We start from the raw sequence: 14,513 nt of genomic DNA on the forward strand, positions 1-14,513 counted from the left end.
TCAACCTGATGGACCGCCGCCGGGGCGGTGAATACGGGGGCGCGTGCAAAATGCGCAGCGCTGCCACTGATAGACGGTGCAGGGCGCGTGAAGCCGACACCGGCCTGCAGGCCTGCGCCGCCCGCAATGCAGACGGGCGCCGGCATGGCTGCCGGCGCCCGTTCATGGGGCAATCAACTGTCAGATGCCCTTACAGCGGACGACCGATGCTGCCGCAGGCGCCCGGGTTGTTCAGGCCCGCGCTGCTGCCAGCCAGCACGAAGCGGTTGCGGATGGCATCGCGCCAGGCCTGGGTCAGCGGGATGAAGCCGTGGGCACGGATGGCCGTGTTGCTGCCGCCGGCGCTGCTGTAGTGGCTCAGCAGGAAGGTACGCAGGTTGCTGGCAACGGTGGCGTTCTTGTAGCACTGGCCCAGCACCAGGTTGGTGTAGCCGGCGATCGGGTAGCCTTCGCTCGGGTTGCCGAACACCGGCACCCAGTTGGCCGGATCCAGCGCTGCATCGCCGGTCGGCGGGTCGATGGTATCCAGGGTGGCCAGCACGCTCACTTCATCCGGCGACTTGCCCTTGACCTTGGCGACCTTGGTGGCGTCGGTCAGGCTCGGGATCACGTCCGGGCCGACGTAGCCGATACGGCCGTCGGCGGCGTACACGGTGTTGTACAGCGCGGTGCCGCCGGTAGCGGTGGCCTGCAGGAAGTTGCCCGGCACGGTGTTGTTGACGAACAGGTTGGCGAAGGTCGACTGCACCGAGAACTTCGGCACGCCGCCGGTCAGCTTCAGGGTGGTGCCGGCCACATCGGTGTTCTGGCAGGCCGCCGTCAGGAAGCGGGTCAGCAGTTCGCTGGTGCCGCTGCTTTCCGGACGGTACACCACCTGGATGGCGCCGGTACGGTCGGAGGAGACCTGGTTCCAGTTGGTGATCTTGCCCGAGAAGATGCCGCAGATCTGGGTGACCGACAGGTCAACAGCCGAACCGGCCTTGTTGAACGGAATGGTGACCGAGGTCGCCACCGACGGCACCTGGATCAGCGGGCCGTAGCGGTTGGCATCGCCGCTGACGTTGTAGGTGCTGTTGTAGGTGTTCAGTTCGGTCAGGCTCAGGACCGAGTCGCTGCCGGCGAAGTGCACGGTGCCGGTGGTCGAGAACAGGGCCGCATTGTTTTCCAGGAAGGCCTTCTTGCCCGTGCCCGAACCGGTCACGGCGTAGCTGAAGTTGGCCGGCAGGATGCTGTCCGACGAACCCTTGTACAGATCGGCCGGCAGCGAGGCACCGCCGCCGGTGACGGCGGTCTGCGCCGAGGCGGCGCCGACGGTGGCGAGCAGCGCGGTGGCAACCAGCGCGGCCAGAGTCTTGCACTTGTACATGATCTTCTCCTGAAGGGGTTTACTGCGAAGGTGAAACACCACGGGAGGAACGGTCACTTCACGCCTGCTGTCGCCGGGGGCCTCCCAGCCCACTCTGCGACGACGGTGAAATGCTCGGTGATGGGCATGACAAAGCGCTTAATAAAGGTGTGGAGAACGGTGCAAAGGTGTGGAGAATTGTGTGGAGAAGCCGCGCGTGGGTGGGGTGATCGGTGCGCCATGCAGATGCATCCACGCATGGCGTGGATCTACAACGGCGCGATGGCATCCGTGGATGGAACCACCGATGCACCGCGACGGACCGCGGCATTCCGTAGATCCACGCCATGCGTGGATGGAACCACCGATGCATCGCGACGGGCCGCGGTATTCCGTAGATCCACGCCATGCGTGGATGGAACCACCGATGCATCGCGACGGACCACGGCATTCCGTAGATCCACGCCATGCGTGGATGGAACCGCCGATGCATCGCGACCGACCACGACATTCCGTAGATCCACGCCATGCGTGGATGGCACCGCCGATGCATCGCGTCAGACCACGGCATTCCGTAGATCCACGCCATGCGTGGATGGAACCGCCGGTACGCCATGCGCCACGCAAAGAGCATCCCCGCATGGCGTGGATCTACTGCACCAGCTGGTTCATTTCCATGATCGGCATCAGCACCGCCAGCACGATGGTCAGTACCACGCCGCCCATCACCAGGATCATCGCCGGCTCCAGCAGCGCGGTCAGCGCCATCGCGCGCCGTTCGATCTCGCGCGACAGCGTCTGCGCGGCCCGGTCCAGCAGCGGCGCCAGCGTGCCGGTCTTCTCACCACTGGCCACCAGATGCACCAGGATCGGCGGGTAGACCTTCTGCACCTTCAGCGCCGCGCCCAGCGCGGCACCTTCGCGCACGCGTGCGGCCACGTCGTCGGCACAGCGCGCCAGCATCGCGTTGCCCAGCGTCTGCCGCGCCGCCTCCAGTGCGCGCAGCAACGGCACGCCGGCATCCAGCAGGATCGCCAGCGTGGACGCGAAGCGCGCACTGTTCACGCCCACCACGAAGCGCCCCAGCAACGGCAGTCGAAGCAGCATCGCGTCCCAGCGCAGGCGCAGGTCTGCGCGGCGCAGCGCCAGCCGCCACCCCACCACCAGCGCGGCCAGCGCCAGCGCCCCCCATACGCCCCACTGGCGCACGAAAGCACTGGCCGCCAGCATCAGCTGGGTCAGCAGCGGCAGGGTCTGCCGTGCCTGCACGAACGCGGTCACCACCTGCGGCACCACATAGCTCAACAGGAAGATGACGATGGCCACCGATACCAGGCTGATCGCCCCCGGGTAGATGAAGGCCGTCAGCACCTTGGCCTGCAATGCATTGCGTTCTTCGATGTAGTCGGCCAGGCGCTCCATCACCCGGGCCAGGTCTCCGGAATCCTCCCCGGCCCCCACCAGCGCCCGGTAGATCGCCGGGAAGTCACGCGGCCGCGCCGCCAGCGCTGCCGTCAGCCGCTGGCCCGCGCGTACATCGCTGCGCACCGCACGCAATGCCTGCGCCACATGCGGGCGCTCGGCCTGTTCGATCACCGCCCCCAGTGCGGCTTCCAGCGGCAGCCGCGCCGCCAGCAGGCTGGCCAGCTGGCGTGTGGCCCAGGCCAGTTCGCTGGCCGACAGCGCCCGCTGGCCCCAGCCCGTCGTCGTGGCCCGCACCGCATCCACCTGCAACGGGGTCAAACCACGCCCACGCAGCAGCTGCCGCGCCCCGCGCGGGCTGTCCGCATCCAGCTGGCCCTTCTCGACACGGCCCTGCGCGTTGGCCGCCTGGTAATCGAAGCGCGCCATTGCCTTCAGCCGTCGCCGGTCACGCGCAGGATTTCCTCCTGCGTGGTGATGCCGCTGTCCACCCAGCGCTGGCCATCCTCGCGCAGGCTGCGCATGCCGGCCATCCGTGCGGCGTCGCGCAGGGCCGGCTCGCCCTCCCCTTCATGGATCAAGGCCCGCACGCGGTCATCGACCACGAACAGTTCATGGATGCCGGTGCGGCCCCGGTAGCCACTGTGCCCGCAGGCGGCGCAGCCCACCGCGCACCACCGCGTGCGGCCATCGTCCTGCCGCTCCGCGCGGCGGCAGTGCACGCACAACCGCCGCACCAGCCGCTGTGCCAGCACGCCGCGCAGCGAGGACGCCAGCAGGAAGGGTTCCACGCCCATGTCGGCCAGGCGGGTCACCGCGGAAATGGCGTCGTTGGTGTGCAGCGACGCCAGCACGCCGTGGCCGGTCAATGACGACTGCACGGCAATCTGCGCGGTTTCCAGGTCACGGATCTCGCCGATCATGATGGTGTCCGGGTCCTGGCGCAGGATCGCGCGCAGCGCCGTGGCGAAGGTCATGCCGATGCGCGCGTTCACCTGGATCTGGCCGATGCCGGCGAAGTCATATTCCACCGGGTCCTCCACGGTCAGGATGTTGCTGCCGTTGCTGTCCAGCTGGCCCAGCGCGGCATACAGCGAGGTGGTCTTGCCGCTGCCGGTGGGCCCGGTCACCAGCACGATGCCGTGCGGTTGGCGGATCAACCCGGTGAACGTGGCCAGGGTGTCCTCGGCCATGCCCAGCCGCTGCAGCTGCAGGCGACCGGCATCCTTTTCCAGCAGGCGCAGCACCGCGCGTTCGCCATGTCCGGTCGGCACGGTGGACACGCGGATGTCCAGCGGCCGCCCGCCGACACGCAGCGCGATGCGCCCATCCTGCGGCAGGCGCTTCTCGGCGATGTCCAGGTGGGCCATGATCTTGATGCGCGACACCAGTGCGGCATGCAGTGCCCGCCGCGGCTGCACCAGGTCACGCAGCGTGCCGTCCACCCGGTAGCGCACCACCGAGTGGGCCTCGAACGGTTCGATATGCAGATCGCTGGCGCCATCGCGGGCGGCCTGTGCCAGCAGCGCGTTGATCATGCGGATCACCGGCGCGTCATCCTGCGTGTCCAGCAGGTCGGTGACCTCCGGCATGTCCTGCATCAGCCGGTCCAGATCGACCTCGCTTTCAGCGGCGCCCACCACCGCTGCCGCATCACCGCCATCACGGTACTGTTCGCCCAGCTGCTGTTGCCATTGCGCGGCGTCCAGCGCCCGGAACGGCAGCGGGCCATGCCGGCGGCGCAGCTCGGCCACGGCCCACGCCGGTGTTCCAGCCGTCCCCAGCAGGGTCGGCAGGCCATCCTGCTCGGCCAACAGCACGCCATGGCTGCGCACCCAGGCATACGGTAGACGCGGCAACGGGCCCGGAACGGTCATGGCCCGATCACCAGTTCGGGCGTGTGCCCCAGCGCACGCAGCTGCTGCAGCGCCGGGTCGAGCCGGGCCGGTTCACGCGGCAGACGCACGCGCAGGCGCTGCCCCTCGCCATCGGGCATGGCTTCGGCGTAGGCCGGCAGGCCCAGCGCACGCACCTGTGCCACCGCCTGCGCCGCCCGCGCGGCATCCAGCCCCTGCGCGAACTGCACCAGCTGCGCGGCACTGTCCGCAGCCGCCAGCAGTGTCACGGCCGAGGCCTGTACCGCCTGCCCGGCCACCCCGCGGCTGGCGCCATCGCCCAGTACCGGCAGGTCCTGTGGCGGCAGCAGCGGCGCGCTCATGTCCGGCAGGGCCCAGCTCGCCACCGGCTGCGCGCCGGACTGCACGCTGCGCATGTAGTCGTAGCGGTCGCGCGTCAGGCGCTGCCCGGCGGCCGGGTCGCGCACCACGTGTGGCCGCAGGAACACCATCAGGTTGGTCTTGCCGCGCCGGCGCGTATCGCTGCGGAACAACGCCCCCAGCAGCGGGATCTTGCCCAGTCCCGGCACCGCATCACGGCCGTGGGTCACGCTGTCTTCCAGCAGGCCGCCCAGCACCATGATCTGGCCATCATCGAGCAGCACGCTGGTATCCAGCGCCCGCTTGTTGGTGATGATGCCGGTGCTGGCACTGGAATTGGCCGCATCGATGCTGCTGACCTCCTGGTAGATGTCCAGCTTCACCGTGCCCCCTTCGGAAATCTGCGGGCGCACCTTCAGTTTCAGGCCGATGTCCTCGCGCTCGATGGTCTGGAACGGGTTGTTGCTGCCGCCGCCGCCATCGGTCACGTAACGACCGCTGACGAACGGCACCGTCTGCCCGACCATGATGCTCGCCGCTTCGTTGTCCAGGGTCATAAGGTTCGGCGTGGACAGGATGTTGGCGCCGCCCTTGCTCTGCAGTGCATTGGCCAGTGCCTTGAGGTTCAGCACCTGGCCGACGCCGGGCAGGTTGATGGTGCCGTCGATGATGCCCACGTTGAGGCCATCGCGCGGCAGCACGTCCAGCGTGGTGCGCGCGGTGGTGTTCAGGCGGCTGCCACCGAAATGGGTGCCGCCGAAGGTGCGCCCGTTGCCCAGCATCCATTGCACGCCCAGCTCGGCGGCGTCGGTCTGGGTCACTTCCACGATCAGGCTTTCCACCAGCACCTGCGCGCGGCGCTGGTCGAGCTGGTCGATCACCCGGCGCAGGGTGCGGTACACCGGCTCCGGGGCGGACACCAGCAACGTGTTGGTGGCTGCATCGGGCTGCACCGAAACCCCGTTGTGGCTGAAGCCGCCGCCATTGGGATCACGGTCGCCCTCCTTGCCATCGCCCAGCCGCACCGATTCCAGCGCAGTGCGGCCCTTCTGCGCGGTGGCCTGCGCCGGTGGCGCATTGCGTGCGGCCTCGGCCACCGCCGGCGTGCTGCCCTGGGCGCTGCCCATCGCCGGGGCATCGGTCTGCCCGGCCGCCACGCCACGCAGCACCGCCGCCAGCTGCACCGCCTGCGCGTTGCGCAGGTACACCACGTGCAGGTTGCCCGATTCATCCTGTGCGCGGTCAAGCTTTTCCACCAGCTGCCGCGCCAGCCGGGTACGTCCCGGGCTGCTCGAGCGCAGCAGCACGCTGTTGCTGCGTGGGTCGGCCATCACCACCACCTTCTGCGTGGGCTCGCTGCCCTGTGCATCCAGCAGCGGCGATACCATGGCCGCCACATCCACCGCGATGCCCTGCTGCAGCTTCACCACATCGGTATCCATGCCGGCCGGGGTATCCACGCTGGCGATCACCCGCGCGATGCGCTCCAGGTTGTCCGCATAATCGGTGATGACCAGCGTGTTGTTGCCCGGGTTGGCGGTGATCGGGTTGTCCGGGGCGATCATCGGCCGCAGCACGGCCACCAGTGCGACGGCATTCTCGTAACGCAGCGGGAAGGTCCGCGTCACCACCTCCCCGCCCGCCCCTCCGGTGCCCACCTGCCCCCCCAGCAGTTTCGCATCGGCCTGCGGCACCACCCGGCTCACCCCACCGGACTCCACCACCGCATAGCCACGCATGCGCAGCGCGCCCAGCAGCAGCTGGTAGGCCTGCACGCGGCTGACCGGCCCGTCGGATACCACGCTCATCTTGCCGGTCACCCGCGGGTCCACCAGGAACTGGCGGCCGGTGAAGCGTGCGGCCATGCGCAGCACGCCGCCGATGTCCGTGTCCACCAGGTTCAGCTGCACCGGTTCATCGGTGCCCTGCGGTGCCTGCGCACCGGCCGGCAGCTGCGCGGTGGCCACGCACAGCACCAGCAGCGTGCTGCCCAGCAGGCCCTGCCAGCGCCTCATGGCGCGCCGCCCTTGGCGCTGCCGATGGCCAGTACGATCGTTCCTGAAATCCGTGCCGCCGGCATGTCCACATCCCCCGTCCGTTGCAGTTGCAGCTGCTGCAGCGTCACGGCCGGATCGGCCAGCAACGGCAGCAACCAGTTCCACAGCGCATCGGCGGGCACCGCCTGCACCTGCAGGTGCCAACGGCCCGCGCGCGCCTCGATCCGAACCTGTTGTTGCAGCCCTGCTGCCTGCAGCTGCAGGCGCACCGCGGCCGGGGTGGGCACCGCCTGGCCCGCGGCCTGCTGTGCCTGGCGGGCCCGCAGCAGTGGCTGCAGGGCCTGTGCCTGTGCCTGCAGCCGGGGCAGCTCAGCCTGCCAGCGCGCGCGCAGTACCAGCAGCGGCTCCAACCACAGCAGCCATGCCGCCGTCGCGGCCAGCGCCAGCAGCATCACCGCCAGGAAAGCACGCTCACGCGCGGCCAGCCCGTTCCAGCGGACCCGCACTGCGGCAAGCACCGGCCGCCGCGCGGCGCCCGCGGTGCTGCCCCGTGCGTCGGCGGTCATGGCGGTGCCCCGCCGTGCACACGCACGGTCCCGGCGTGGGCCATCGCCAAGCGCAGGCCATGCGCCTGCAGGGCCTGTTGCCATTGCCCCATCCGCTGCTCATCCTCCAGCAGCGGATGCACAGCGCTGTCCAGTTCCAGTTCCACCTCGCCCGGCTGGTAGCGCAGGCCACGCACCTGTCCCCCCAGCTCGGGCACCGCCTGCAGCGTGGCCGCCACCAGCTGCTGTACTTCGGGCAGTGCCGCCGGGGCCACCGGCGTGGCCAGTGCACGGCGTGCCTGCTGTACCGGATCGACGATCTCGCCAATACCCGGAAAACCTGCGCGCAGCTGCGCCTGCAGATCGCGCTGCAACGCCTGGCCCTGGCTGCGCCATTGCAGCGCCTGGACCTGCAGGCCCAGCGCGAGCAGCAGCAGCGCCGCCGCTGCCAGCCCCAACGCCAGCCGCGGAAAACGCCTGCGTGCCGCCGGCAGCGGCAACGACCATCCCGGCAACGGGCCCGTCCACTGTGCCGCAGGAGATACGGCCTGTGCGCGCAGCACGACAGGCCAGTCAGCAGGTACCGCATCCAGCCATTGCACCGTCTCCATTCCCACCGCGCGCAGCCGGGCCGACAGCGCCTCCCAACGCTCGCCCGGCCCGGTGGCTGCACGCCACAGCACGAACCCACGGTCGCGACCGCTGCGCACCACCACGTGGTCACCGCTGGCCTGCACCGTTGCAACGCCTTCCTGCCATGGCAGCAGCAGCGGGGTTGGGTAAAGCGCGTGGAGGCGAAGCTGGCACGCCGCCAATGCGGTCACCAGCTGCTCCAGTGCCGCAACGCCCAGCCATGCCACCGGCACTACGCCATCGGCGCCCTGCGGCCCGTGTCCCAGAACCACGTCGTGCAGGTCATCCAGCAACAGGGCTTCCACCTCCCCCTGCAGCGCCGCCGGCAGGCGCCGGGCCGGCAGGGGGGGCAGCTGCAGTTCCAGCAGGATCAGGTCCTGCGCATCCAGGCCGGCCAGCACCGGTGCATCCGGGTGGCGTGCCCCCAGCACCACCAGCGGATCATGCCCGTGCGCCACTACCTGGCCGCGTTCCAGCCACGCCCAGTCCACCCATGCCTCGCCGCGCAGCCGCTGCAACGGCGGCAGCTGCAACCGCAGGTGCGCCTTCATGCGCCTACCCTCGTCCACACCCGTTGCACGCGCACCTCGTCATCACGGTATTCGCGCCAGATCAGCGCACGGAAATCCACGCGGCGTGCATCGGCCTGCACTTCGCCCACGGCCAGGAACCATTCGCTGTGGATGCCCCACGGCACCCGCTCCATCTGCAGATCGGTCAGGCGCAGGCGGTTGGCGATGTCACCCCGGTTGGCGAACCAGCGCCCCTGGTCGCGCTCATCCAGCAGGGCCTTCACCCGTGCCGGCGCGATCCCGGCCGCACTGGCCTGCAGGAGGCTGACATCACTGGTATTGGCATTGATGAGGGTGTGTGCCGGCAGCACCACCGTGCGCCGTGCCAGGGCCAGGACCGCAGCAGGGTCACTGCCGGGCAGTGCCAGTGCCAGCGCCTCCTCACGCGGCAGGGGGGCCAGCGCCGCGCGCTCGCCATCGCGCAGGCGCGCCTGCAGGAACGCCTGCGCCTGCCCGCATTCGCCAGGCGCCAGGCCCTGGGCGTTGCACAACTGCTGGAAGGCCTGCCCGGCAGCCCCATCGGGACGGCCGTCCTTCAGCAGGTTGCGCAGGTTGAACAGGCCCTGTGCATCCACCAGCTGCAGCCGTACCGGCAGCGGTGCCTGCAGCTGCAGGGGCTGCGCCCACCGCCCCTGCAGCACGGTGGCCAGCTGCCCGCGCGCATCCTCGCGCAGCTGCACACCGGCCTGTTCAAGGGCCGCATCCACGGCCATGTCCACCTGCGCACGCAGCTGCTCGCTGCGCAACGTCCGTAGCGCAGCGGCCTGCCGGGTCAGCAGCGCGGCAGCCATCACGGCCACGATCGCCACCACCAGCATCGCCACGATCACCGCCATGCCGCGCTGGCGGCCGCGCAGGGACCTGCACGCATGCGAAGGCATCGGCCTGCCTCAGAGCTGCCAGGAACCGATGTCCGCATTGCCGGCATCACCGCCGGGCGCGCTGTCCGCTCCCAGCGAAAACACGTCGATATCACCGTGCTTGCCCGGGTTCTGGTACTGGTACGGGTGCCCCCATGGATCGTTGGGCAGGCGCTCCAGGTAGGGCGTCACCGGCACCGCACCACTGCCCTGCGGCGGCTTGACCAGTGCCTGCAGGCCCTGTCCGGCACTCGGGTAGCGGCCATTGTCCAGCCGATACAGCTTCAAGGCCTGCATCAGCGCAGCGATGTCCTGGCGCGCCGCCACGGCACGCGCCTGGTCGGGCCGGTCCATCAGCCGCGGCACGATCAACGCCGCCAGAATGCCGATGATCACCACCACCACCATGATCTCGATCAGGCTGAAGCCCTGTTGCCGATTGTTGCGACCGCGATGCTGCCTACGCATGGTTCCGCCCTCGTCATCCTGGAAGAGACCGCTGCACCATCGTCAGCGGTGCATGTGTCAGTACGATAAACAAGACCCTTCAATCTGCTGCGGCATGCCATCGTGCGCATGCAGCAGCACGCTGCCCTGCACGCAGGCAGCGGCCAGCAGCGCCCGCGGCAGCGTCGCCACCGCATCCGCCAGCGTGGCCTGCACCATGGCCGAGCCACAGGCGGCCAGCATCCGCGCACAGTCCTGCAGCGGCCAGACACTGCCTGCATCCAGGCCGATGAACTGCCGGTACACCTGCTGGTAATGCAGATCGTCATGCAGACGCTGCGCACTGCACGGCGCATAGGCGGCCACCAGCAGTGCGGCACGCTGCTGCTCGCGTACGCTGCTGGCGTCCACCCGCAGTGCGGCCATCACCGCCTCCGGCCACGCGCGCAGCTGCAGATCCAGCGCGTGGCGCAGCTGCAGCAGCGGATGCGCGGCGGCATCCAGCGCCCCCCAGCGCACCGCATCGGCCCATGCCGTGCTCGACACCATCCATACCCAGCGCTGGCCATAGCGCTGCACGCTCAACGGTGCATGCCGCGCCTGTTCCAGGGCCTGGCTCAAGTGGCGGTCCAGATCCAGCATGGTGATCCGGCGGCTTTCGCTCATCGCTGGCGCCTGCTCCGTGGCGCAACGCGCGCCTTCTGTGCAGAAGACGCACGCAGTGGCAAGGACACGACAGCGGCTGCACCAGGCTGTGCGCGGGTGCGCAGGATCGCGCCGTGGTCACGCCATGGTCATGCGCCTGCAAGCATCGGCATCGATGTGGGGCGGCAGACCACCACAGCGGCGGGCCAGCACGGCCACATCATCGCGCTGCGCGAACATCAGCAGCGCGTCACGTGCGCCGGTGTCATCCAGCAACGCCTGCAGGCCGGCACGCAGGGCCGGCAGCCGCCATGCCTCGATCACGTCGTGGCCACCGGCCACAAACCAGTGCCACAGCCGATGATGGCGTACCTGGTCATGCAACGCGTGCATGCCCCCCAGCGCATGCATCGCCTGCAGCAGCAGGGCCCGCGCCACCTGCGCCGGGCCCAGTCCGTCGGCCATGCCAGACTCCTGCAGCGGCAGCCAGTGCCGCTGCAGGCGCAGCAGCATGGCCAGCGGGTGCGAGAGCGGGTCGAATGCCAGCAGCGCGGCATGCCGCTGCCAATAGGCATCGGACACCACGCACACCCAGGGCGATCCATAGCGGTGCACCATCAATGGGCGGCGCTGTGTGGTTTCCAGCAATGCGGACAGATTGCGCCGCAGGTCCAGCACGCCGACGGTCTCGTTGCGCATCCCTGGCTGTCTCCCCTTCGCAGTGGTCACGCCCCGCGCGGTCTGCGCGGCAACGCCCTACCCAATGACGGCAATGCGCCCGGGATAGCGACGCAGCCCCAGCGACAACGTCTGCCGCAGCTGCTCCAGCGCGGCATCGGGATCGTCGATGCGGAACCGGCCACTGACCGGCTCGCGTGCCAGTGCCGGGCTGCCCAGCAGCACCCGGCCACGCCGGTAGCGGTTCAGTTCAGCCACCACCTCGGCCAGCGGTGCGCGGCGGAATACCAGCATGCCCTCGGTCCACGCGTTCACTTCGGCGGCCACCGCTTCGGACACCACGCCGCTGAGGCGGTCGTCGTAGCGGGTCTGCTGCCCGGCCTGCAGCTGCAACCGGCCCTGCGGGTGCTCGATGCGCACGCTGCCACGCAGGCAGGTCACCCGCACCCGGCCATCGGTGTTGCGCGCATCCAGCCAGGCCGGGCCCTCATCGGCCACCACGCAGCCCGCGCCTGCATACAGCGCCAGCCGCGTGCCACCCCCGGCCAGCACCGCCGCCTGCCCCTGCACCAGTTCGAACGCCGCACCCAGCGTGTCGGTACGCCGGCGCAGGCTGGTCTGGGTGTCCAGCTCGATCTGCACCTGCGGGGCCGGTGCGACGCGCAGGCGTTGCCCCGTGCCGGTATGGAAATCCGCCACCATCGCCGATACCGGCGGCCACAGCCCCAGCGGCGGGTGCACTGCCGCCACCACCGCCAGGCTGGCCGGGGCCGCCACCGCTGCGCCCAGGAAGGCCCGCCGCGTCCAGCGGCGGCGGGTGTCCACCTGCAACTGCCGGGAAGGCAGTGACTGCCCCGCGAGGCGGATCTGTTCCCATTGCTGCCGGGCCTGTGCGAAGGCCGCGCGATGGGCCGGATCGGCCGCGCACCAGCGGCGGAACTGCTCGCCCTCGGCCGCCGTCGCCTCGCCGGACGTCAGCCGCACCAGCCACGCGTGCGCCTGGCGCTCGACGGCGTCGACCGGGCGGTGCGGTGTGGAATCAGCATCCATGGGGGCTCATGCCGTCCCCGCACGCTGCGGGGTTCTGCTCGGCGTCAAAGTGTAGACGGATGACGCGGCTCAGAACCGCACCGGGCTCCCCTGGCCACTGCGCGCGGCCAGGTATTCCTGCGCCGCCTTCAGTTCACGTTGCACCAGCCGCAGCGAGACGCCCAGCTGGTCGGCAACATCACGCTGCTGCAGGCCATCGACCCGGATCGCCAGCAGGATGCCCCGGCGCCGCTCGGGCATGCGCTGCAGCAGGCCCACCATTTCCTCCAGCGCGAAATCCTGCTCGGCTACCTGCGCCGGGCCCGGGCCCGGATCGGCCAGGTCCATCAGGGCATCCACCTCCTCCACGCTCAGCAGGCGGTGGTCGGCACGCTGGCGGTCCACCACCGTGTTCATCGCCATGCGCAGCAGGTAGGCGGCCGGGTTCTGCACCGGGTCGAGCCGGTCACGGCGCGCGCTCAGGCGCATCCAGGTGTCCTGCAGTGCATCGCCGGCCAGGTCCTCCGAGCCCAGGCGGCGCACCAGGCGCCGTTTGAGGTCGTCATAGGTGCCCAGCAGGTAATCCATCAGGTCCACTGCGCCAGCCGTGCTGTTGTTCATGATCGGATCCTTGATGTCAGGGTCGGTCGGCGGCGCACTCATGGCGCCCTGCCCGTGGTTGGATGTGCAGCAGCACCGGCTGCGGCAGCGCGGCGGCATCGGTGCCCAGCGGCAGGGCCAGCAGCGCCGCGCGCAGCCGCGCATCGCGGCCGGGGTCGCCGGTGCCTTCATGCAGTTCAACGGCCTGCACCTGGCCCCGCGCGTCCACCTGGAACGCCAACGTGGCGGCATAGCGGCCCGGGGCCAGCATCGGATCACCGCAGAACGCCGTGCGCAGCTGCTGCTGCAGCTGCCCGTAACGGCGCTGGCGCTCCCTGTCAGGCAGCGGCGCCAGCGGCGCATCCCGGGGGTCCACCATCGCCCCTGCGGGGTGCAGCACCGCACGCTGCGGGCCGGCCATGGCAATGTCCAGCCCGGTACCGGCCAGCAATGCCTGCAGCGCCTGCGCCGGCGGCAGGGTGTCCTGCACGGGCTGGCTGGTGCGGCCAGCGGCCAGTTCGCCGCGGTACATCACCGACCACCCGCTGATGACACTGAAGCGCTCCACCGCCTGTTCCAGCGGCTGCGCGGGAAGGTCGAAACGGCGGGGTGCATCGTCCTGGCCATGCACGGCGGCACAGCACAGCAGCAGCCATGCGGCGATGGCCGTCCTCCATGACCTGCGCGTGTGGTGTCCATCCAGCCCCCTGACGTTGAACACGTGACCCTCGGCAGCGACTGCAGCTGCGGCAGCCCCGGGTCGGCGCCGGCCCAGCGGCCGCGCTGCCCGGTACTGGCAAGCGGGTTCAGACCGTAACTGCGTCACATGTCATTGCGATGACCGGGGCCTGTTCAGGCGGCTGGATCAAGGCAGGCGCATCCGCGCAAGGCGTGGATCTACCGGAGAGGCCGATCGGGGAAGCCTTCCACGCATGGCGTGGGTCTACAGGGGCAACCGGGTGGTCTGCTTGATCCGCTGCATCGGAATGTCGGTCTTGGTGTTCTGCACCCCGGCAATGCGGTTCAGGTGCTGGATCTGGAACTGCCGGTAGGCATCCAGGTCGGCCACGGCCACCCGCAGCAGGAAATCGCAGTCGCCGGCCATCAGGTGGCATTCCAGCACTTCCGGCAGGATTTTCACGCTGTCGATGAAGTGGTTGGTGGTGTCTTCGTCCTGCCCGCGCAGCCACACCCGCACGAACACCGTGAACCCGCGCCCCACCTTGGCCGGGTTCAGCAGGGCCACGTAGCGGTCGATGTAGCCGGCCTCCTCCAGCAGCCGCACCCGGCGCAGACAAGCGGATGCGGACAGGCCGACCCGCCGCGCCAGCTCCAGGTTCTGCAGGCGGCCATCGCCCTGCAGGGCATCGAGGATGCGGCGGTCCAGGTTATCCAGGGGCGATTGCATCGTATTTCAGCTTTTCTGCCAAGGGCGCAACAGGATTCCAGATAGTCGCGCGCATGCCGCATCAACGCAACCCGATTCTGGCGATCGCCGCCTACCATGGTCGTCCCCCCCTACGC

At 69.7% G+C, this 14,513-nt stretch carries 14 protein-coding genes; all 14 read right to left on the reverse strand.

Annotated elements, in window-relative coordinates:
- Nucleotides 1–190: 190 nt before the first annotated feature.
- Nucleotides 191–1,366 (reverse strand): substrate-binding domain-containing protein, encoded by a 1,176-nt coding sequence (locus tag Q9R17_RS19835; protein WP_308156293.1) that lies wholly within the window; start codon nt 1,364–1,366, stop codon nt 191–193.
- A gap of 630 nt (nt 1,367–1,996) precedes the next feature.
- On the reverse strand, nt 1,997–3,196 hold the full coding sequence (gspF, locus tag Q9R17_RS19840; protein ID WP_308156294.1) for a type II secretion system inner membrane protein GspF: 1,200 nt from the start codon (nt 3,194–3,196) through the stop codon (nt 1,997–1,999).
- A 5-nt stretch (nt 3,197–3,201) separates the two neighbouring features.
- Nucleotides 3,202–4,644, reverse strand: a complete 1,443-nt coding sequence (gene gspE, locus Q9R17_RS19845; RefSeq protein ID WP_308156295.1) for a type II secretion system ATPase GspE — start codon at nt 4,642–4,644, stop codon at nt 3,202–3,204.
- The gene (gspD, locus tag Q9R17_RS19850) at nt 4,641–6,998 is read right to left on the reverse strand and encodes a type II secretion system secretin GspD (protein ID WP_308156296.1); all 2,358 of its coding nucleotides are present in this window, start codon (nt 6,996–6,998) and stop codon (nt 4,641–4,643) included. The genes gspE and gspD overlap by 4 nt, the downstream gene beginning before the upstream one ends.
- On the reverse strand, nt 6,995–7,546 hold the full coding sequence (gene gspM / locus Q9R17_RS19855) for a type II secretion system protein GspM (RefSeq protein ID WP_308156297.1): 552 nt from the start codon (nt 7,544–7,546) through the stop codon (nt 6,995–6,997). The genes gspD and gspM overlap by 4 nt, the downstream gene beginning before the upstream one ends.
- Nucleotides 7,543–8,709 (reverse strand): type II secretion system protein GspL, encoded by a 1,167-nt coding sequence (gene gspL / locus Q9R17_RS19860; protein ID WP_308156298.1) that lies wholly within the window; start codon nt 8,707–8,709, stop codon nt 7,543–7,545. The genes gspM and gspL overlap by 4 nt, the downstream gene beginning before the upstream one ends.
- Complete coding sequence (gspK, locus tag Q9R17_RS19865) at nt 8,706–9,611, reverse strand: type II secretion system minor pseudopilin GspK (protein WP_308156299.1); 906 nt, start codon at nt 9,609–9,611, stop codon at nt 8,706–8,708. Before gspK ends, gspL begins: the two co-directional genes overlap by 4 nt.
- A gap of 9 nt (nt 9,612–9,620) precedes the next feature.
- Entirely contained in the window at nt 9,621–10,058 is a 438-nt protein-coding gene (gspG, locus tag Q9R17_RS19870; RefSeq protein ID WP_308156300.1) for a type II secretion system major pseudopilin GspG, read from the reverse strand.
- 57 nt (nt 10,059–10,115) lie between these two features.
- Nucleotides 10,116–10,703, reverse strand: a complete 588-nt coding sequence (locus Q9R17_RS19875; protein WP_308156301.1) for a hypothetical protein — start codon at nt 10,701–10,703, stop codon at nt 10,116–10,118.
- Nucleotides 10,704–10,820: 117 nt separating this feature from the next.
- The gene (locus tag Q9R17_RS19880) at nt 10,821–11,381 is read right to left on the reverse strand and encodes a hypothetical protein (protein WP_308156302.1); all 561 of its coding nucleotides are present in this window, start codon (nt 11,379–11,381) and stop codon (nt 10,821–10,823) included.
- Between the two features lie 57 nt (nt 11,382–11,438).
- Complete coding sequence (locus Q9R17_RS19885) at nt 11,439–12,410, reverse strand: DUF4880 domain-containing protein (RefSeq protein WP_308156303.1); 972 nt, start codon at nt 12,408–12,410, stop codon at nt 11,439–11,441.
- Between the two features lie 69 nt (nt 12,411–12,479).
- Entirely contained in the window at nt 12,480–13,010 is a 531-nt protein-coding gene (locus Q9R17_RS19890; protein WP_308156304.1) for a sigma-70 family RNA polymerase sigma factor, read from the reverse strand.
- A 16-nt stretch (nt 13,011–13,026) separates the two neighbouring features.
- Nucleotides 13,027–13,710: an STN domain-containing protein gene (locus Q9R17_RS19895; RefSeq protein WP_308156305.1), complete on the reverse strand. Its 684-nt coding sequence runs from the start codon at nt 13,708–13,710 to the stop codon at nt 13,027–13,029.
- A 222-nt stretch (nt 13,711–13,932) separates the two neighbouring features.
- Nucleotides 13,933–14,397 (reverse strand): Lrp/AsnC family transcriptional regulator, encoded by a 465-nt coding sequence (locus Q9R17_RS19900; RefSeq protein ID WP_308156306.1) that lies wholly within the window; start codon nt 14,395–14,397, stop codon nt 13,933–13,935.
- Between the last annotated feature and the right edge of the window lie 116 nt (nt 14,398–14,513).

Source organism: Stenotrophomonas sp. 24(2023), assembly GCF_030913365.1.
GTDB lineage: Bacteria > Pseudomonadota > Gammaproteobacteria > Xanthomonadales > Xanthomonadaceae > Stenotrophomonas.

Bases quoted from the DNA above. Each gene is read 5' to 3' on its own strand.
- Q9R17_RS19835 (WP_308156293.1), bottom strand. From the start codon at position 1,366: ATGTACAAGTGCAAGACTCTGGCCGCGCTGGTTGCCACCGCGCTGCTC.
- gspF (WP_308156294.1), bottom strand. From the start codon at position 3,196: ATGGCGCGCTTCGATTACCAGGCGGCCAACGCGCAGGGCCGTGTCGAG.
- gspE (WP_308156295.1), bottom strand. From the start codon at position 4,644: ATGACCGTTCCGGGCCCGTTGCCGCGTCTACCGTATGCCTGGGTGCGC.
- gspD (WP_308156296.1), bottom strand. From the start codon at position 6,998: ATGAGGCGCTGGCAGGGCCTGCTGGGCAGCACGCTGCTGGTGCTGTGC.
- gspM (WP_308156297.1), bottom strand. From the start codon at position 7,546: ATGACCGCCGACGCACGGGGCAGCACCGCGGGCGCCGCGCGGCGGCCG.
- gspL (WP_308156298.1), bottom strand. From the start codon at position 8,709: ATGAAGGCGCACCTGCGGTTGCAGCTGCCGCCGTTGCAGCGGCTGCGC.
- gspK (WP_308156299.1), bottom strand. From the start codon at position 9,611: ATGCCTTCGCATGCGTGCAGGTCCCTGCGCGGCCGCCAGCGCGGCATG.
- gspG (WP_308156300.1), bottom strand. From the start codon at position 10,058: ATGCGTAGGCAGCATCGCGGTCGCAACAATCGGCAACAGGGCTTCAGC.
- Q9R17_RS19875 (WP_308156301.1), bottom strand. From the start codon at position 10,703: ATGAGCGAAAGCCGCCGGATCACCATGCTGGATCTGGACCGCCACTTG.
- Q9R17_RS19880 (WP_308156302.1), bottom strand. From the start codon at position 11,381: ATGCGCAACGAGACCGTCGGCGTGCTGGACCTGCGGCGCAATCTGTCC.
- Q9R17_RS19885 (WP_308156303.1), bottom strand. From the start codon at position 12,410: ATGGATGCTGATTCCACACCGCACCGCCCGGTCGACGCCGTCGAGCGC.
- Q9R17_RS19890 (WP_308156304.1), bottom strand. From the start codon at position 13,010: ATGAACAACAGCACGGCTGGCGCAGTGGACCTGATGGATTACCTGCTG.
- Q9R17_RS19900 (WP_308156306.1), bottom strand. From the start codon at position 14,397: ATGCAATCGCCCCTGGATAACCTGGACCGCCGCATCCTCGATGCCCTG.